Consider the following 17815-nt stretch of genomic DNA (forward strand, 5'->3'; position numbering starts at 1 on the left):
ATACGATTGGAAAATATAATGTCAAGGCTGGTTAACACCCGGCAATCATGACGCGGCGCTGACCACGCCACACGGAAACGACAATCGAAAATCATTACTGGAAGCCTTCCAGCACGGTTTTCCCGATAGCCTTTCCTGTTTCGATCCGTTCGTGGGCACGGCGAAGATTCGCTGCCGTCAAGGGTCCTTCCACGTGCGTGAGTGTGGTCTGCAGCAGGCCCGCGTCAACCATCTCCGACACTTCTTTCAGCAAGCGGTGCTGGGCATCCATGTCCGCTGTCTGGAACAGCGACCGGGTAAACATCATCTCCCACGAAACCGTGATGCTCTTCGACTTGAACGGCGCAATGCTGTCGTCGAAGTTGTCGATCAGCGTGATATGGCCTTGGGGATTCAACGCCCGGGCGAGACTGGGGGCGCTACCGGGCATCGACGTGATCGCCCCGATATAGTCCACGCCGTCGAAGCCGATTGCGTGCAGCGCTTCGTCGATAGGCTTGCTGTGGTCGGCAACGTGCTCCGCACCCAGCTTGCGCACCCACTCGACGGTTTCTGACCGGGACGCAGAAGCGATGACAGTGAGGCCCGTGAGGCGGTTAGCCAGTTGGATCAACATGGAACCAACGCCCCCTGCTCCGTTCAGAACGAGCAGCGTGCCGCCAGGTACGTGCAAGCCGCGAGGCACCTTCATGCGGTCGAAGAGCATTTCCCATGCAGTTATCGAAGTGAGCGGCAAGGCTGCCGCCTCGGCGAACGACAACGAGATGGGCTTGGGCCCGACAATCCGCTCGTCGACGAGATGAAACTCCGAGTTGGTCCCGGGGCGATCCATCGCCCCTGCATAGAAGACCTCGTCGCCAGGGCTGAAGAGAGTGACCTCGCTTCCAACCGCAACGACCACGCCTGCCGCGTCGTAGCCCAACACTCTGGGAAGCGGACTCTCCGAAGGATCTTCCCAGCGACGGCGCTTCACATCGACAGGATTCACCGACACGGCCTTCACGGCGACCCGCAAATCGCGTGGGCCAGGTTGCGGCATCGGAAGTTCAAGCTCGGTCAAAACCTCGACGCCACCCTTTTCTTTATAGCCAATCGCCTTCATTACATTCTCCAATGTCGCCTATGCCGAACTTTTTCGGCTGGCCGTGCGAAGCAAAGGTCAAAACGCTAGCCACTGAAATTGGCGATGGTCTGCGGTTTGACCCGTCTGGAATCCTATATCCGCAACGGTCGTTCGCCAGTGTCCTGAATGGCAAAGCACCATTGCGCGCGGCAGAACGTCATCCGCAAATGAGTTGACACGCCTCCGTCGGCGACCTAATATACAACAATGCTGCACGCATTCACTATTGTTGAATATACGCGGTGCGGTGCCTGGCAGGAGACATCGAGGTTTTTACGATCGCCATCATTTATTAAGGATTCCTTTCAATGGAAAGCATCTACTTTGAACGTCGTCAGAACGTAGGCCATATCGTATTGGCCAACCCGCCCTCCAATCTCATCGCGGCTGATTTCGCTGACTGCCTTGAGAAGGCCGTCCGGGAAGCCAGCAAGGCCGATATCCGGTCGCTCCTGATCCGCGCGCAAGGCCCCGATTTCAGCAAAGGCGGCGACGTCCTCGATTTCATCGACAAGGATTTCGATGACTGGCGGACATTCATATCGCAGATTCACCATACCTATCGGTCAATCGAATCCCTCCAGATCCCGACGATTGCCGCGGTGCGCGGCGCGGCATTCGGCGGCGCATTCGAACTCGCTCTTGCTTGCGACTTCATCGTCGCGGCTGAGAACGCCACCTTCCGTTGCATTGAAGCGTCCGTTGGCTCGGCGCCTGTCGCGGGCGGCGTGCAGCGCCTGGCGGAAAGAGCGGGTCGTGCGTATGCCGCGCGCTACGCGATGCTGAGCGAACCCATGTCCGGCGCGACCGCCGGTCGGCTCGGCGTTGCCGCCTTCGTCGTCGGCGAAGATGAAGTCGAGAACGTTGCCGACAATCTCGCCATCAAGCTGGCGAACGGCCCTACGCGCTCGTATGGCGCCATTCGCGCCCTTCTCAAGGCATGGTCAGGCGGCGGCGTGCCCGGTGCGGACTCGCTGATCCTCGATCTCACCATGGGGCTCCACATGACGGAAGACGCCAGGAAAGGGCGGACTGCGCGTGCAGAGGCCTTCGCTCGAGGCGAAGAACCGACTCCGGTCGTATTTGTCGGCAAATAAGCCGTCAGCCAGGCCCATTGCACGGAAGAGTCCGATGAACACACTTTCATATCAGCACGGAACACGTTTCCCAGAGCTGATCGCCAAAACCATTGGCGATTCATTTGACGAGATCGCCAGCAAGATGGGCGAGCACGTCGCGGTAGTCAGCCGGCACGAAGGGGTCCAGCTAAGCTACGGCGAACTTCGCGAAAAGTCGGACCGGCTTGCGGCCGCGCTTCTCGAGTCAGGACTCAAGCCGGGCGAGCGGATCGGAATCTGGTCCCACACGAACCTCGCCTGGCTGTTGCTGCAGTTGGCCACGGCGAAGGCCGGGTTGATACTCGTCAACATCAACCCGGCCTATCGGACCTCGGAGCTGGAGCATGCGCTCAGCCTGGTGGGGTGCAAGGCCATCGTGACAATGGTCCGATACCGGTCGAGCGAGTATCTGAACATGTTGCGGGAGCTGGGAAAGGCCCGGCTGCCAAGCCTTGAGACGATCTGGTGGATCGACGACGCGGACTGCCCGGACGAAGCCGGCGCGCAACGCTTCTCCGACCTGCTCCGCTCCGGCGATGCAAACAGCGCATTGCTTCAGGACGTACGCCGCACCGTGCGCCCGGACGACGCCGTCAACATCCAGTTCACCAGCGGGACGACGGGTCTTCCCAAGGCCGCTACCCTGAGTCATCGCAACATCCTGAACAACGGTTTCTTCGTGGGCGAGTGCATGAAGCTCACCCATGTGGATCGAGTGTGCGTCCCGGTTCCGATGTACCACTGCTTCGGTATGGTCATGGGCAATCTGGCTTGCCTGACCCATGGCTCGACGATCGTCTACCCCGCCGAGCGCTTCGACGCCGAAGCCGTTCTGGAGACCGTACAGGCAGAAAAATGCACGGCGCTGTACGGCGTGCCGACCATGTTCATCGCGGCACTCAATCACCCGCGCTTTGCGGAGTTCGATATGAGCAGTCTGCGCACCGGCATCATGGCCGGTTCGCCTTGCCCTATCGAGATCATGAAGCGGGTTGTCGGCGAAATGCATCTGCCCGAGATCACGATCGCATACGGCATGACGGAGACGAGCCCTGTGAGCTGCCAAAGCATGACGGATACCCCGGTCGAGAGGCGGGTATCCACGGTCGGTCAAGTCTTGCCTCACCTCGAGGTCAAGATTATCGACCCGCTCACCGGGCAGACTGTGGAGCGCGGCCAGACCGGCGAACTCTGCACGCGCGGCTACTCGGTCATGCTTGGCTACTGGAACCAGCCCGACCGGACGCGCGACGCAATCGACGCCGAAGGCTGGATGCATTCGGGCGATCTCGCCACGATGGATCCGGATGGCTACGTCAACATCGTCGGGCGCATCAAGGATATGGTCATCCGCGGCGGTGAAAACCTTTATCCCCGCGAGATCGAAGAGTTTCTGTACGCGTGCCCGGGCGTGCTCGACGTGCAGGTGGTCGGCGTACCGGACAGGAACTTTGGCGAAGAACTCTGCGCATGGATCGTCGTCAGGCCGGAGTCGATTCTCGACGACGACGCAGTCCGCGAATTTTGCAAGAGCCGGATAGCCCATTACAAAGTTCCCAAATACATCCGTTTTGTCGACTCGTTTCCGACCACCGTGACGGGAAAAATCCAGAAGTACGTGATTCGGCAAATCATGAGCGACGAACTTGGACTGAAAGAGCTACACACAGCGTGACGCGCCTTGGCAACGAGGTCATATCAATCCCGCTATAACCATTTACCGGAGTGCCGCCATGGCAGAAGTTGACGTACAAACCATCTACTTCGTCGCGAAGGATATGGCCAGGCTGGAAGATTTCTATGCATCGGCGCTGGGGATGCCTGTCCAGTTTCGCGACGAGAACAAGTGGACTCAATTTCGTCTGCAGCGCAGCGCATTTGCATTGAGTTCGGCCGAGGAAGCGGCAGAAGGAGCCATGGGGGCCGTCCCCGTCTTCCAGGTCGCCGGTGAAACCCAGGACGAGGTCCGGCAGAAAATCCTGTTCGCGGGTGGCCGGCAACTCGCGCAACGCGACATGGGCACACACGGCGTGGTGACCACCTACCAGGATCCGGAAGAGAACATCTTTCAGGTATTCAGCAAATCTTCGACCCGCTAAGTCAGAAGATCACACATTTCGCACTTACTGGAAAAAGCCATGAAATTCGGTATATTCGACCAAAACGATCGTAATGGACTGCCTATTCATAAGCAGTACGAAGACAGGATGCAAATTATCGAGCTTTACGACAGGCTCGGCTTCCATGCTTATCACATGTCGGAACACCATGCGACCACGCTGAGCGCCTGCCCCTCGCAAAGCGTGTTTCTTGCCGCTGCTGCGCAGCGCACCAAGAGACTGCGTCTGTCGCCGCTGGTCTACATTCTCCCGATCCACCACCCGGTCCGTCTCGCTGAAGAAATTTGCATGCTCGACAATCTGAGCGGCGGCCGCCTGGAGTATGGCGTGGGGCGAGGCGCCTCGCCCCACGAAATCGAGGCACTCGGTATCGACCCGGCCACGGCTCAGGCCAGGTACATCGAGTCGTATGAAATTATCAAGCGGTATTTGAGTTCAGATACGCTCGACTATAAAGGGGCGTTCTGGCAATTCAACGACATGCCGGTCGAACTCAAGCCGCTACAGACACCCCCTCCGACCTGGTACGCGCTGGCATCGCCGGAATCGACGGTATGGCCGGCCCAGGAGAAGATGAATATCGTGTGCGGCGGCCCGGTCCAGCGAGTCAGAGCCATCACTGATCGATATCGCGAAGAATTCGCCAAGCGGCATCCGTCCTCTGCTGAGCCGCTCATCGGCGTGAATCGCTACATCGTTGTCGCGGAAACGGACCAGGAGGCCATGAAAATTGCCGCGCGGGCATGGTCAGTTTTCCATCCGAACTTTTTCAAGCTCTGGAAAAAGCACGGGACGGAACCGGTCAACCAGAAGCTTCCGCCGACGATCGAGCCGCTCGTGGAATCGGGCCTAGCCGTTGTGGGCCGCCCGGAAACCGTGCGTGAAAAGCTGCTGGAGCAGGCGCACGACGGGGCATTCAACTACCTCATCGGAACATTCATGTTCGGAGACATGTCCGTTTCCGAAGCGAAGACCTCTATCAGCCTGTTTCACGAGTCCATCATGCCGGCTTTCAGCGAGTCGCAAAAGGTTCTGTCATGAGCGGAAGTGCTTCGTTAGACGAGGAGCGTCCTGCCATCAGGACGTTCGAAAAGCGTCAGTTGAGAGACGTGCTCGGGTCCTTCGTAACTGGCGTCACCGTGGTCACCACGCTTGATGGCGAGGGGAAAATGCACGGCCTTACCGCCAATTCGTTTTCCTCGGTCTCGCTGGACCCGCCTCTCGTCCTATGGAGCCAGGCCACCTCTGCGGGGAGCCATACCGCGTTCAGGGATGCCGAACGATTCACCATCAACATCCTGGCTGAATACCAATACGACCTCGCCAATCACTTTGCGACCCGGTCGCCGGACAAATTCGCCGGCATCGACTATGACCTTGGGGTCGACGGGCTGCCGCTACTGCGGGATTGCAGCGCATGGTTGGAGTGCAAGGTGGTCTCCCGCTTTCCAGGCGGCGATCACGTGATCTTTGTCGGCTCGGTGGAATGCATACGCCAGAGCGCGAGGCGGCCGCTGGTATTCGGCGGTGGACAATATCTGGTCGCTGACCCACACGACCTCGGCCGCGCGCCGCTCGGAACGGCGGGCACGATGAAATCGCAGCCACATGCTGTCCGGCTGGCGAACCGCGCCATGTTGCGACTCGCGCATACGCTGGACAAGACACTTGCGCTCGTAGCATGGGGCAATCACGGTCCCACGGTGATCGCATGGCAAGCCGCAACCACGCCTGTGGCCGCCGATCTGCCGCTTGGGCTTGTGCTGCCGGTGACTTCTTCCGCTTCGGGCCTGGCGCTGGCGGCGTTCCTTCCGCCGGAAGCCGTCGATCGATTTGTGACAGCGGAACTGCGTGACAACGCACGACAAGCGTCTGGCGAAGTGCTCCCCACTGCGGAATCGCTCGCAAGCGTACTTGAATCCGTCAGAGTCTCGCAGGTCGCCACGAGGCGCCCCGCCCCGTTTTATGACGACCGTATGCTCGCCAACGCCATCAGCGTGCCCATTCTTTCCCCGAGCGGAATGGCCGTGCTGGCACTGACGGCGATAGGGCCGGCCGAACATTTCGATGCCGCGGCCGATGGTCCTTGTGCAGAAGCCCTCAGAGCCGCCGCGCATGAGATCTCCGCTGAATTGAGAGAGGCGTGAATTGGCATCTGCCCAAGTTAGAGCGACGGATATATCCACCAGACTTCAATCATGACTGAAACAGATAACCATCTACTTGAATCCTCGTTGCCCGCTGTCGAACAGGCACTAGTGAATCTCCCCACACTCGGCGACAAGCCGGTCATCACGTATCGCACTGCCGGTGACGAGCGCGCACCCGCCATCGTGCTGCTGCATGGTATTGGTTCGAGCTCGGCGGGTTACCGAGCACAGCTCGCCGCGCTGAGCAGGAGCCATCGGGTGATTGCCTGGGATGCTCCCGGTTATGGGCAAAGCAGCCCCTTTGAGATCAGCACGCCGGCCGCCACGGATTACGCGGATGCGCTCATGGCCCTGCTGTCTGCGCTCGGCATAGCGCGTGCAACCGTCGTAGGCAGTTCGTGGGGTAGTGTCATCGCCGCAACTTTTTCCGCACGGTACCCGTCGGCTACGCGTGCCCTTGTATTGAGCGCGCCCAATGTTGCACGAGGACATCTATCCGGTGCGGAGCGCGATGCGGCACGAGAAGTTCTGATGCGAAGCGCAGCGGCACAATCGCCCGAAGCGCGCGCCGCCGTGGTCAATGCTCTGATCGCACCGAACGCAGGCCCCCTGGTTCGCGCGGTCGTATCCCGGCTGAGAGACGCGGTGACTCCTACAGGCTGGGAACACGCCGTAGACATGCTCTTCTCTGCGTATACGCCATCCATCGTTCGTTCGATCGCCGCGCCGATCTCCGTCATTGTCGGCAACCTGGACCGCGTCGCTCCAGCTGACGACCATGCCCGGACGATTCACGAGGTTGCCAATGGTTCGACGCTCCTCGTGCTCGATGGGATTGGCCACATGCCGAAGCTCGAAGCGCCGGAGGCGTTCAATTCCATCGTGTTGGCAGCTGCGGAAGCCGGGACAGACTGAAGGAAGGATGAATGCAATGAGCAAGCCGCGGCCCTCGCACCAGCATGTCCGTTACAGTCATCCGCCAAAACAGATGGCGCGCATCGGTATTGAGCGCCCTGCTTCTACCCAATTTTTCTGGGGACCTTGCCGCCCAGTGCAGCGGTAGCTCGAACCGCGCTATCAAGTAGCGCCTTTATCTCTTTACCGTCAACGTCCGTGTTCAGTGTTGCAGGCGATCCGATGAGACTGATGGCAAATCGGAGATCGCCGTCCCTGTCCCAGATAGGGGCCGCGACAGACACGTAACCCATTTCCCCGCGATGAACCGTTGTGAAGCCACAGGTGCGCAATTCAGCGATCGCATGTTCCCGCAAGGAAGCCGGAGTCCATTCCTGTCCCGCAGACAGTTCGCGGCTGATGAGATCGTCGGTGCGTGCAGGCTGAAGGCAGGCAATGAACAGCTTTCCCGCAGCAGTCGTGACCAGCGGAATCAGGCCTGTTCTCAGTTCGAGAATGCTGCGCGTCTGCCCCTCCTGCTTGAAGAGACTCACCGGCCCATCTTCGGTCCATGCGGTGACAGCCGCGCCACTCAGTGTTGCTTCCCGCAAAGCGACCACCTCTCGACGCACGATATCGAATCCGTCCAGTTGATTGATCGCGCTCATACCCAAAGCAAGCGACGCCGGCCCGAGCTTGTAGCACCCCGGTTTTTCGTCAGACGACGCAAGTCCGGTCCGCACCAGACTGATCATGTAGTTGCTCGTCGCGCTCGGCGACAGTTCGGACAGCGCAGCAATTTCCTTGAGCGGGAGTGCTCGCTCACTCGTCTGCAACGCCGAAAGGATTCGGAACGCAATCTCGACAGACTGGATGCCGCGCCTCGCAGTCACATTGGTCATTTTTCAACCGTATGGAAGTGATAAAAAATCGCCGCCCCGGGTTTCCACGGACGGCCGTCATGTTGACACGCCTGGGGCGTGCCTTCTATAGTGTTCAACATAGATTATGTCATTCATTATTGTTGAACGCAACACCAGCAAGTTAAGGCGATCGGAGGCAAGCGAGCAGTCGGAACAAAACGCTTGACTCTTTAGCCTCTCATTTCATCAGTAGTACAGATTTCATACGCGCCCCTTTATTCAAATAACTTCTTCGGAAGAGCAACAACCGGTTCGGAGACAAGGCATGACAATTTATGGACGTACGATGGCAGGTGCGATCGCCGCACTTTCTGTGATCAGTGCCGCCAACGCGCAATCCAGCGTTACCTTATATGGAATTGCGGACACTGCAGTGCAGTACATCAGCAACGTCGGAGGACACGCGCTACTCCAGGAGGGAAACACGCACGCACCCGACATTTTCGGCTTGAAGGGCGTTGAGGATCTTGGTGGCGGACTACGTACCATCTTCGATCTTCAGAACGAGTACCTGCTAAACAATGGCCGGGAACTTGTTCCTGGGACCTTATTCAACAGAAAGTCGTACGTTGGACTGCAATCGGACAGCTATGGCACGTTGACGCTCGGTCACCAACCCAGCTTCATGTATGACATTCTGTCCAACTATCAAACGCCCTTCCTCCTCGGCAACATTCTCACGCTTCATCAAGGCAATCTGGATGAAATTGCCAACTTCTTCCAGTTCAACAATGCGGTGAAGTATGTAAGCCCGACCCTTGGCGGGTTCTCCTCGGGGGCGGAATTTGCGTTTGGCAATGTGGCCGGCAATTTCAGCGAGAGCAGGAACTACTCTTTCTTTGTCCAGTACAAGGGAGGGCCGCTGAGTCTGGCAGCCACGTATGCGAACGAGAACAACCGCTTTCTGGAACTTTCCAGTTTTATCGGTCTGCCGTCGCTCTTTGGAACATCACTGCCTCAGGCCGAAGGCGTTGTCGCCAACAAGCTCGTCAATTGGGGGCTCGGCGCATCGTATCAATTGAAGAATGTGCTTCTACACGCCACGTTTACGCAATCGCGTATCACATTGGCGACTGGCCGGGGTAACGCCAACACCGTTGACGCCGGAGCGAACTGGACCATCGTGCCCGACGATGTCCTCTCGGTTGGCGGATGGGTGGAAAATCTCGACGGCGGAAACTGGAAGACCATTACCGTCTCGAACGCTTACCTCCTGTCGAAAAGAACTACTGTCTACCAGCAGGTGACCTACCAGCACGCTTCAGGCGCCAATGGCTTCGCTTCGCTCGCGGCCGCAGGCGTGGCAACCGGCCGGTCCACGACCGGCGTCTCGGTGGGTATCCAGCACAACTTCTAGCAGTGCAACTGCCAGATCTCTATCGTCTCTGACGATAGATCGCATCGAAATGTATAGGCTTCTCTCCAGGCATGCCTTCGCGTACCTTTCCTTTGACGAAATCACACGCCAAGCGGCGGTTTCTTTCACAGCCGCCGCCCGGCACCTAGTCTATGAGGAATAGCATGCAGAACGTCCATGCCGGTAACTCGGCCATTCCGGCCATAGGCTTTGGCACCTACGGGATGACTGGCGACGACATCTATCGAATGATTCCTGAAGCGCTTCGAGCCGGCTTCCGTCATATCGACACCGGGCAAATCTACCGTAACGAGGCAGAAATCGGCGACTGCGTCGCCGCATCCGGCATCCCAAGAAGCGACATATTTCTGACAACCAAGGTCTGGGTTAGCAACTACTCAGCAAGACACTTCGATGCGTCCGTCAACGAAAGCCTGCGCAAGCTCAAGACGGACTACATCGACCTGCTCCTGCTGCACTGGCCGGGAGGATCGGATGTGCCACTCGTCGAACAGATCGCGGAGCTCAATGCGGTCGTGCGCGCCGGCAAGGTCCGGCACATCGGCGTCAGCAACTTCAACCGCGCACAGATGACGGACGCGATCCGGCTCTCGGCGGCTCCATTGGTCACGAATCAGTTCGAATACCATCCGTATCTGAACCAGTCCATGCTCATCGAAAGCACGCGCGAGGCCGGGCTTGCCGTGACAGGATATTGCGGCATGGCAGTTGGCCGCGTGTTCTCGGAACCAACGCTCAAGGAGATCGCCGCTCGCCATGACAAAACCATCGCCCAGATCGTCTTACGGTGGCTTGTTCAACAGCGCGGCGTCGTGGCGCTTTCGAGAACCACGCGGATCGATCGGCTGGCACAAAACCTGGCGGTGTTCGACTTTGAGTTAGATGAGGCGGACATGGCCGCGATCCACGCATTGGCGACGGCAAACAGCCGGATTGTCGATCCGCCCGGTCTTGCCCCGCAGTGGGATAGCACGGGCGTTTAACTGTCTGGTCTCTGGCGCGAGACAGAAAACGAAACAGCGGGTTCAATCATGGTCGGCGAGCAGCGTCGCCTGCGCAGTGCGCGGTCGTGCCTGCGGAGCCGACCGTCTGCACATCACCCTCTGCATCATTTCGGCATCCTGATCGATATGGGCCAGCCTGAGACCTGCCCGTGCTGGTGTGGGTTATCCACGATAGATGCTGCAGGTTGACGCCTCCACGCTGGCGTCGGGAATCATGAATCGAGCGGACATCGGCCCAACCAAACCCGCAATGGGTTGATTCGCGAGTCCGTAGTATGGCCGCATACCTTCACGCGTGCATCTCCTGAATTGCAAAGCATCATTGCACTTGATGAAACGTTAAGATGCCCTTCAAGCCGCACCGACGCATGTGACATTGCATCAATTCGCCCGGAAACACGTCGGCGATTGCATCGCTCACTAAACTTTGCAAACGTAAAAAATAATGTATAAGATGGATCCAAGCCGAGGAGGGAATGCCCCCGCCCGATGCTAAAGAATTCTTCATAGGAGACAACGGCCATGCCGAAGAGAAAAATTGACACGCACCAACATTTCCTGCCGAAACTCTACGTGGACGCGGTTGGGCTGGACTTGCTGAATGCGGCGATGCCGGGCGGCGTGGCCCCAACCTGGTCCGTCGAGGCAGCGCTCGCGATGATGGATGAAAACGGAATCGACGAGGGCATCCTGTCGATCTCCTCCGGTCCCACGCTTCCGGATGCGCCTACACTGCTGAGAAAATGCAACGACCACGCAGCGGAACTCAGAACCCAGCATCGCGGACGGTTCGGCTCATTTGCGAGCTTGCCACTGCCCGACGTCGACGCCGCCCTGAAGGAAGCCAGCTATTGTCTTGACGTGCTGAAGGTGGATGGTTTCATCGCCTTTACGAACTATAACGGGCTGTATCTGGGGGACAAACATTTCACGCCGCTGTGGGAAGAATTGAACCGGCGCGGGACGGTGGTTTTCATTCACCCCAATCAGCCCCCTCACGAAGTACCGCCGGTCGCGCCAGCCTCCGTGCTCGAGTTTCCCTTCGAGACGACGCGTACAGCCACCAGCCTGATCATTTCAGGTGCAATGAGCCGCTTCAGGAACATCCGGTTTATCCTTTCGCATGCCGGGGGAACGCTGCCGTTTCTCGTACCTCGCATTGCCCTGTCGATTTCCATGATGCCCGCAGTGGCCGAGCGCGTGGGTGACACGTTGGCAGCGGTCAGATCCTTCTACTTCGACACGGCGCTTTCCGCCGGCAATTCCCCCCTCAGTGCGCTGGCGCAGGTGGCCGACCCCGATCACATTCTCTTCGGGACGGACTTCCCCTTCGCACCGACAAGCGCAATCCGGCAGTTCGGGAAAGTGCTCGATAATATCCAGATTCCCGGCATTGAGATGGACAAGGTGTACGGGGACAATGCTGGCCGGCTGCTCGGGCGCTAACTGTATTGCCAACGCGGAGTTCAAGGAAAGACGATGCGTAACATCAACGAAGACACCATCACCCAGGCGGTGCTCGCGGCAATGGCCGGCTGTAACAACGACAGGCTGCGCACGGTGATGACCAGCCTTGTCCAGCATTTGCATTCGTTCGCAAGAGACGTGGAGTTGACCGAGAGTGAATGGGCATACGCCGTCAACTTCCTCACCGAGGTTGGCCATATCACGGACGAAAAACGCCAGGAGTTCGTCCTTCTGTCCGACACGCTCGGCTTGTCGATGCTCGTCACGACACAGAACAACCGCAAGCCGGTCGAATGCACGGAAGCAACCGTTCTTGGCCCCTTCTTTGTTGCCGGTGCCCCCGAGTACAGGAACGGTGACGATATCTCTAACGGTGCTGCGGGTCTCCCCTGCTTTGTTGCCGGCAGCGTTCGGGGTCTTTCGGGAGAACCTGTCGCCGGGGCAGCGATCGAAGTCTGGCAATCCGATGAAGACGGGTACTACGACGTGCAGTACGGAGACTCGCGGGATCCAAACGTGGAGTTTCAAGCGCGTGGTCGTTTGCAGACGCTGCCAGACGGACTCTTTCATTTCCGCTCGATTCTCGCCGAGGCCTATCCCATTCCGCACGACGGGCCGGTTGGTCGAATGCTTGACGCGCTCGGACGCCATCCGTGGCGCCCCGCCCACCTGCACTTCTGGATCACGGCGCCAGGCTACGAGCCGTTGATTACACACGTGTTCCGCAACGGCGACAAGTACCTCGACTCGGACGCCGTATTCGGCGTGCGCTCGACGTTGATCGTCGACTGGGTCGAGCACTCGCCGGGTATAGCGCCGGACGGCACGGCGATGGACACCCCGTTTTATACGCTCGATTACGACTTCGTTCTCAACCCTGCGGTACATGGGTCATGAACGGGCACATTCTTGCCGGAACCCGCCATGTCAACATCTGAATTCGTCTATAACGGGCGCGGCACGCGTGTCGTCTTCGGGTGCGGCTCACGCAATCACATCGAGCGTGAATTGCACACGCTGCAAGTACGCCGCGCGCTGGTTCTGTGTAGTCACGAACAACGCGCATTGGGTGGATCGGTTGCCGACCAGTTGGGCGTGCTTGCAGCGGGTGTCTTTGATCGGGCTGCCATGCACGTGCCGGTTGAACTGGTCACGGAAGTACGCACGATTGCCGCGTCGCTCGAGGCCGACTGCCTCATCGCCGTGGGCGGCGGTTCCGCAATCGGCCTCGCGAAGGGCCTTGCTCTCGAGACAGGTCTACCCATCCTCGCCGTGCCGACCACTTACGCCGGCAGTGAGATGACGCCCATATTCGGGTTGACCGAATCGGGCCTGAAACGGACGGGCACCGATCTGCGCGTATTACCCAAAACCGTTGTCTACGATCCGGACCTGACCCTGACCTTGCCGGTAAGCATGTCCGTGACCAGCGGCATCAACGCAATCGCACACGCGGCAGAAGGCCTGTATTCACGTGATGCGAATCCTCTTACCAGCTTGATGGCCGAAGAAGGCATCGCAGCGCTCGCGCGCAGCTTGCCCAAAATCGTCGCCCAGCCGAACGACCCGTCCGCACGTGCCGATGCGCTTTATGGTGCCTGGCTTTGCGGTGCCGTGCTCGGAAGCGTCGGTATGGCGTTGCATCACAAGCTATGCCATACGCTCGGCGGCAGTTTCAATCTGCCGCACGCTCCCACCCATACCATCGTGCTGCCGCACGCCCTGGCATACAACGCAGGCGCTGTGCCGGATGCGATGAGACGGATTGCACGGGCGCTCGGACACAACAGCGCGGCGCAAGGTCTGTACGAACTTGCTCGCGCAAACGGTGCGCCCGTTGCACTGAAGGAGATCGGCATGCTCGAAGAACAACTCGACCAGGCGGCCGACATTGCCTGCAACAACGCCTACTGGAATCCCCGTCCGCTAGAACGCGAAGCAATTCGCGCTTTACTGCAGCGGGCCTTCGACGGCAGCGCACCAATTGATGGGTTGTAGAACGAGTTTCGTCCGGACCAAATGATCCAGACACTCAATATTCACTTCAACGTGTCGCAAGGTATTCGCACATGGCGTCACCTACACTTCCTGAGGCAAGAGATATCCGGGCACGCCGCCCGGTTGAACTGAAGCGTACTGAACAGCTGCGCGCGCAGGAAACGCGTTCGGCCATTTTAAATGCGGCTCTTACGGAATTCTCATCAAAGGGTTTCGAGGCCGCGAGTATTCGTAGCATTGCAGACCGGATTGGGATGCAACATCCGCTCGTTACCTACCACTTTCGTTCCAAAGAAATTCTGTGGCAGGCGGTGGCCGAATATGTATTCGAACGGGTGCGGCAAGAACGCGATGCAAGTCTGTCCGGCTTCGGTCCGGCTAGCGCGGTCGACCGGCTCAAGCTGGCATATAGGGCGCTGTTTCGCTTCACTATAGCGTTCCCCGAGTTTCACCGCTTCATACTTCAGGAATCGCTAGGTTCCAGCTCGCGGCTGCAATGGCTCGCCGACGCTTTCCTAAAACCGCTAATCGGCTGGTTGCTTCCGCAAATCCGCGCCGCCCAGAAGGAACACGCGCTACCGAACGTCGAGCCTATTGTTTTCCACTACATGCTGATTAGTCTGACGTCGACCCTCTCGGGCTTCGGTCCGGAATTTTCGGCGACCAGTGATCTATCTCCATCCGATCCGGCGCTGGCCGAAGAATATTGGCGCACCGTCGAGCAGCTCGTGTTCGGAGCATTTGCATCACGCTAGAGGGGCGGCATCCCGCAACGCGGTATTTGCCGACGCCCACTCTTCTTAACGGTCGATCACCGCTGACACAACAACATCAGTTGAGTGCCTTGCGCGCTGTCAATGCCTTACCGGCGCGCGCGCCATTCTCCCGGCCCATTTGTTGACTCACCCAATCGCCAATCGAAACGACGGCGTCCAGGTCAATGCCTGTTTCGATGCCTAGGCCGTCCAGAAGGTAGAGCAGATCTTCAGTAGCAACATTGCCGGTGGCGCCTTTCGCATAAGGGCAACCGCCCAGTCCACCAACGGACGCATGGAACGTTGTCATTCCGACCTGAAGGGCGCCGAAGATATTTGCCAATGCCTGCCCATAGGTGTCGTGAAAGTGGCCAGCGAGACTCGCCAACGGAAACTCCCTGGAAGCGGCCTCAACCACTCGCTGAACCCGGTGCGCCGTACCCACCCCGATGGTGTCGGCAATATCGATTTCGTCACACCCCAGATCGCGAAAACGCCGGACCATATCGACGACGGCATCAACGCTCACCGCCCCCTGGTATGGGCATCCGAACGAGCATGAAATGCTGGCGCGCAGTTGTAATCCCGCTTCTTTCGCCATACGCGCAACCGGCGCAAAGCGTTCAAGCGATTCTGCGACAGAACAATTGATGTTGCGAATGGAAAATGCTTCGCTCGCTGCACCGAAAATGACGACCTCGTCGACCTTACTCTCAATCGCGGCCTCGAGTCCTCTCATGTTGGGCGTCAGCGCGGCATACGAGACCCCCGCTGCGCGACCGATCCCAGCCATGACTTGCGCACCGTCGGCCATTTGCGGGATCCATTTTGGCGACACGAAGGACGCCGCTTCGATTCGTTGTACGCCGGCGCCAACGAGTCGATTGACCAGTTCAATCTTGGTGTCGGTTGGTATGAACGTGCTTTCCGCCTGCAGACCGTCTCTAGGCCCGACCTCGACAATGTGTACGCGCTTTGGGAGACCGCTATCCGCGCCCTCCCTCCAACGTTCCTGCTGATTCATTGAAAACTCCATTTCGTGGCGAAGGTCGACCCTCCAGGCGAGACGCTTGCGTCCAGTATTTACTTCGAGAGCACCTGCCCCAATGCCCGGCGCAGTTCAGCTGCCGGATCACTCGGCAACGCAAGACTACGCCACGCAACATGATGGTCCGGGCGGGTCAATACGCAACCGCTGTCGCCGATTTCACGCACGCGAGCCCAGTCGCCCGTGTGGTCCGCATAGGCCTGCCGCGGGCCAATAACGTGTACGTCAATCTTCAACCCCAGCTCCTCACCGACCTTTGAGGCGGCCTCAACCCATGCTTCACCTCCCAGACCGGTGAACAGTACGAATCGTCCATGTCCTGCGAGGTCAAGCGTGGAGTGTTGCCGTCCACGGGCGTCGAAAACCCAGGCATGAGGAAGACGCGCGCCGGGCCATGTCGTCGCCTGGTAATACAGCTCACGGTCGCGCGTGAACTCCGGCTCGGTTTGCCCATCGGTCACCGCAGCGCTCGACTGGTAGCGTTGATTCATCTCCACGCCCTGAGCGTCCAGTTCATATCGCTTGAACGCCAACGCCTCCCGAATTTCGTCCCGCTGTTTTTCGGCAGCCGCCGTAGATCCGCTTCGAGCATGCATATTCGCCTGCAGGACTTCCCCGTCGTTCGACTTGTCGATGCCAAGCGCGCTATAGAGCGGAGCAAATTCGGCAATCGACTGGTTCGCGCGGGTGACGACCTGCTTGGCGATCGGTGCACGCTCGGTCGAATAGGTATCCAGAAGCGCTTCACCCGCGCGTCCCTTGATGACTTCCGCGAGCTTCCATGCGAGGTTGAACGCGTCCTGAATCGACGTGTTGGAGCCCAACCCGCCGGACGGTGGGTGCCGATGGGTCGCATCGCCCATGCAGAACACTCGCCCCTCCTGCATGCGGGTCGCGTACATGTTGTTCACGGTCCAGGTATTCGCGCCCAACAGCTCGATCTCTAGATCCGGCTTGCCCACGAGTTGGCGTGCGATCGTGGTGGCCTTCGCCTCGTCCACAACCGGCGCGGGCTCGTTGATGTCATAGCCCCAAACAATCAACCACTCGTGCCAGGGCCGAACCATCCGGATCAGGCCCATCCCGATACCGCCCACTTCCGCGCCCGGTTGCATGATTGGGTACAACACTGCCGGGCGGTGCGCGACGAATTCAGACAAGTCTGCGCGGAACCAGATGTTCATCGATCCCCGCACACCCATCTGCCCTTCGAAAGGCAGACCTGCATCTTTTGCGACCTTGGAGTTCCCGCCGTCCGCGCCGATCAGGTACCTGGATTTGACCGTGAACTCCTCGCCCGACAATCGGTCACGGCAGCGCGTGAGAACACCCTCGTCAGTTTGCGTATGGCTCAGATATTCCGTGCTCATCCGCGCTTCGGTTCCTCGCGCGCAAGCCGTTTTGAAAAGCAACGGCTCCATGAACGTCTGCGGCAAATCGTTCATTCTGGTCGGACTCGACAATTGACGCTCCGCTCTTGAGAGCGGATGCAGTCCCCAACTAGGCACCCTGCCAATCTCCTCACCGGTCAGGCTTTCGCAGAAAACCGTCCCACCCATCAGATCCTGATCGGTCGCGTGCAGGTAGGCCTCCTGCTCAACCTGCTGGCCGAGGTCGCGCAGGACCTCCATGGTGCGCAGGTTCGTGATGTGCGCTCGCGGCGTGTTGGCCAGCCAACGATACTGGTTGACGACCATGTTGTTGATACCGTACGTCGAAAGCAGCGCGGCACTGGCGGAGCCGGCAGGCCCCGTTCCGACGATGAGTACGTCCGTGGTTATTTCATACATTCGACACCTCCAATTGTCATGCCTTCGTGCCTCACCATCTCCGTCTG

16 protein-coding genes are annotated in these 17815 nt (G+C 58.9%); 12 read left to right on the plus strand and 4 right to left on the minus strand.

From position 1 onward, the window contains the following. Nucleotides 1-94: 94 nt before the first annotated feature. Complete coding sequence (locus PQQ86_RS10970; RefSeq protein ID WP_408266515.1) at nucleotides 95-1102, minus strand: zinc-binding alcohol dehydrogenase family protein; 1008 nt, start codon at nucleotides 1100-1102, stop codon at nucleotides 95-97. A 329-nt stretch (nucleotides 1103-1431) separates the two neighbouring features. Here PQQ86_RS10970 and PQQ86_RS10975 point away from each other — a divergent pair, with 329 nt between their 5' ends. Genes PQQ86_RS10975 through PQQ86_RS11000 form a run of 6 tightly spaced genes read left to right on the plus strand, consistent with a single transcriptional unit; the run spans nucleotide 1432 to nucleotide 7426 of the window. Further along, entirely contained in the window at nucleotides 1432-2220 is a 789-nt protein-coding gene (locus tag PQQ86_RS10975) for an enoyl-CoA hydratase/isomerase family protein (protein WP_408266517.1), read from the plus strand. A gap of 34 nt (nucleotides 2221-2254) precedes the next feature. After that, nucleotides 2255-3916 (plus strand): AMP-binding protein, encoded by a 1662-nt coding sequence (locus tag PQQ86_RS10980; protein ID WP_408266519.1) that lies wholly within the window; start codon nucleotides 2255-2257, stop codon nucleotides 3914-3916. 58 nt (nucleotides 3917-3974) lie between these two features. Continuing rightward, nucleotides 3975-4340 carry a VOC family protein gene (locus tag PQQ86_RS10985; protein WP_408266520.1) on the plus strand — a complete coding sequence of 122 codons (366 nt, stop codon included), beginning with the start codon at nucleotides 3975-3977 and terminating at the stop codon, nucleotides 4338-4340. Nucleotides 4341-4379: 39 nt separating this feature from the next. Continuing rightward, a complete protein-coding gene (locus PQQ86_RS10990) occupies nucleotides 4380-5402 on the plus strand; it encodes an LLM class flavin-dependent oxidoreductase (RefSeq protein ID WP_408266522.1) in 1023 nt (340 codons plus the stop codon). Beyond that, nucleotides 5399-6508, plus strand: a complete 1110-nt coding sequence (locus tag PQQ86_RS10995; RefSeq protein WP_408266524.1) for a flavin reductase — start codon at nucleotides 5399-5401, stop codon at nucleotides 6506-6508. The genes PQQ86_RS10990 and PQQ86_RS10995 overlap by 4 nt, the downstream gene beginning before the upstream one ends. A gap of 51 nt (nucleotides 6509-6559) precedes the next feature. After that, nucleotides 6560-7426: an alpha/beta fold hydrolase gene (locus PQQ86_RS11000; RefSeq protein ID WP_408266526.1), complete on the plus strand. Its 867-nt coding sequence runs from the start codon at nucleotides 6560-6562 to the stop codon at nucleotides 7424-7426. 104 nt (nucleotides 7427-7530) lie between these two features. Here the strand turns inward: PQQ86_RS11000 and PQQ86_RS11005 are convergent, their stop codons facing one another. Then, nucleotides 7531-8307: an IclR family transcriptional regulator gene (locus PQQ86_RS11005; RefSeq protein WP_408266528.1), complete on the minus strand. Its 777-nt coding sequence runs from the start codon at nucleotides 8305-8307 to the stop codon at nucleotides 7531-7533. Nucleotides 8308-8593: 286 nt separating this feature from the next. Between PQQ86_RS11005 and PQQ86_RS11010 the strand changes: the two genes are divergently transcribed. The 6 genes from PQQ86_RS11010 (at nucleotide 8594) to PQQ86_RS11035 (ending at nucleotide 14930) form a co-directional block, all read left to right on the plus strand. After that, the gene (locus PQQ86_RS11010; protein ID WP_408266530.1) at nucleotides 8594-9685 is read left to right on the plus strand and encodes a porin; all 1092 of its coding nucleotides are present in this window, start codon (nucleotides 8594-8596) and stop codon (nucleotides 9683-9685) included. 164 nt (nucleotides 9686-9849) lie between these two features. Further along, on the plus strand, nucleotides 9850-10689 hold the full coding sequence (locus tag PQQ86_RS11015; protein ID WP_408266532.1) for an aldo/keto reductase: 840 nt from the start codon (nucleotides 9850-9852) through the stop codon (nucleotides 10687-10689). 543 nt (nucleotides 10690-11232) lie between these two features. Next, nucleotides 11233-12156 carry an amidohydrolase family protein gene (locus PQQ86_RS11020; protein WP_408266534.1) on the plus strand — a complete coding sequence of 308 codons (924 nt, stop codon included), beginning with the start codon at nucleotides 11233-11235 and terminating at the stop codon, nucleotides 12154-12156. A gap of 33 nt (nucleotides 12157-12189) precedes the next feature. Further along, complete coding sequence (locus tag PQQ86_RS11025) at nucleotides 12190-13074, plus strand: intradiol ring-cleavage dioxygenase (protein WP_408266536.1); 885 nt, start codon at nucleotides 12190-12192, stop codon at nucleotides 13072-13074. A gap of 27 nt (nucleotides 13075-13101) precedes the next feature. Next, the gene (locus tag PQQ86_RS11030) at nucleotides 13102-14175 is read left to right on the plus strand and encodes a maleylacetate reductase (RefSeq protein ID WP_408266538.1); all 1074 of its coding nucleotides are present in this window, start codon (nucleotides 13102-13104) and stop codon (nucleotides 14173-14175) included. Between the two features lie 71 nt (nucleotides 14176-14246). After that, on the plus strand, nucleotides 14247-14930 hold the full coding sequence (locus PQQ86_RS11035; RefSeq protein WP_408266540.1) for a TetR/AcrR family transcriptional regulator: 684 nt from the start codon (nucleotides 14247-14249) through the stop codon (nucleotides 14928-14930). 76 nt (nucleotides 14931-15006) lie between these two features. Here PQQ86_RS11035 and PQQ86_RS11040 read toward each other — a convergent pair whose 3' ends face one another. Continuing rightward, a complete protein-coding gene (locus tag PQQ86_RS11040; RefSeq protein WP_408266542.1) occupies nucleotides 15007-15954 on the minus strand; it encodes a hydroxymethylglutaryl-CoA lyase in 948 nt (315 codons plus the stop codon). A gap of 59 nt (nucleotides 15955-16013) precedes the next feature. Continuing rightward, entirely contained in the window at nucleotides 16014-17768 is a 1755-nt protein-coding gene (locus tag PQQ86_RS11045) for an FAD-dependent oxidoreductase (RefSeq protein WP_408266544.1), read from the minus strand. Nucleotides 17769-17815: the final 47 nt, after the last annotated feature.

Source organism: Paraburkholderia sediminicola (assembly GCF_046026675.1).
Classification (GTDB): Bacteria; Pseudomonadota; Gammaproteobacteria; order Burkholderiales; family Burkholderiaceae; genus Paraburkholderia; species Paraburkholderia sediminicola_F.

Bases quoted from the DNA above. Each gene is read 5' to 3' on its own strand.
- PQQ86_RS10985 (WP_408266520.1), top strand. From the start codon at position 3,975: ATGGCAGAAGTTGACGTACAAACCATCTACTTCGTCGCGAAGGATATG.
- PQQ86_RS11010 (WP_408266530.1), top strand. From the start codon at position 8,594: ATGACAATTTATGGACGTACGATGGCAGGTGCGATCGCCGCACTTTCT.
- PQQ86_RS11035 (WP_408266540.1), top strand. From the start codon at position 14,247: ATGGCGTCACCTACACTTCCTGAGGCAAGAGATATCCGGGCACGCCGC.
- PQQ86_RS10970 (WP_408266515.1), bottom strand. From the start codon at position 1,102: ATGAAGGCGATTGGCTATAAAGAAAAGGGTGGCGTCGAGGTTTTGACC.
- PQQ86_RS11005 (WP_408266528.1), bottom strand. From the start codon at position 8,307: ATGACCAATGTGACTGCGAGGCGCGGCATCCAGTCTGTCGAGATTGCG.
- PQQ86_RS11045 (WP_408266544.1), bottom strand. From the start codon at position 17,768: ATGTATGAAATAACCACGGACGTACTCATCGTCGGAACGGGGCCTGCC.
- PQQ86_RS11000 (WP_408266526.1), top strand. From the start codon at position 6,560: ATGACTGAAACAGATAACCATCTACTTGAATCCTCGTTGCCCGCTGTC.
- PQQ86_RS11025 (WP_408266536.1), top strand. From the start codon at position 12,190: ATGCGTAACATCAACGAAGACACCATCACCCAGGCGGTGCTCGCGGCA.
- PQQ86_RS11015 (WP_408266532.1), top strand. From the start codon at position 9,850: ATGCAGAACGTCCATGCCGGTAACTCGGCCATTCCGGCCATAGGCTTT.
- PQQ86_RS10990 (WP_408266522.1), top strand. From the start codon at position 4,380: ATGAAATTCGGTATATTCGACCAAAACGATCGTAATGGACTGCCTATT.
- PQQ86_RS10975 (WP_408266517.1), top strand. From the start codon at position 1,432: ATGGAAAGCATCTACTTTGAACGTCGTCAGAACGTAGGCCATATCGTA.
- PQQ86_RS11030 (WP_408266538.1), top strand. From the start codon at position 13,102: ATGTCAACATCTGAATTCGTCTATAACGGGCGCGGCACGCGTGTCGTC.
- PQQ86_RS10980 (WP_408266519.1), top strand. From the start codon at position 2,255: ATGAACACACTTTCATATCAGCACGGAACACGTTTCCCAGAGCTGATC.
- PQQ86_RS11020 (WP_408266534.1), top strand. From the start codon at position 11,233: ATGCCGAAGAGAAAAATTGACACGCACCAACATTTCCTGCCGAAACTC.
- PQQ86_RS10995 (WP_408266524.1), top strand. From the start codon at position 5,399: ATGAGCGGAAGTGCTTCGTTAGACGAGGAGCGTCCTGCCATCAGGACG.
- PQQ86_RS11040 (WP_408266542.1), bottom strand. From the start codon at position 15,954: ATGAATCAGCAGGAACGTTGGAGGGAGGGCGCGGATAGCGGTCTCCCA.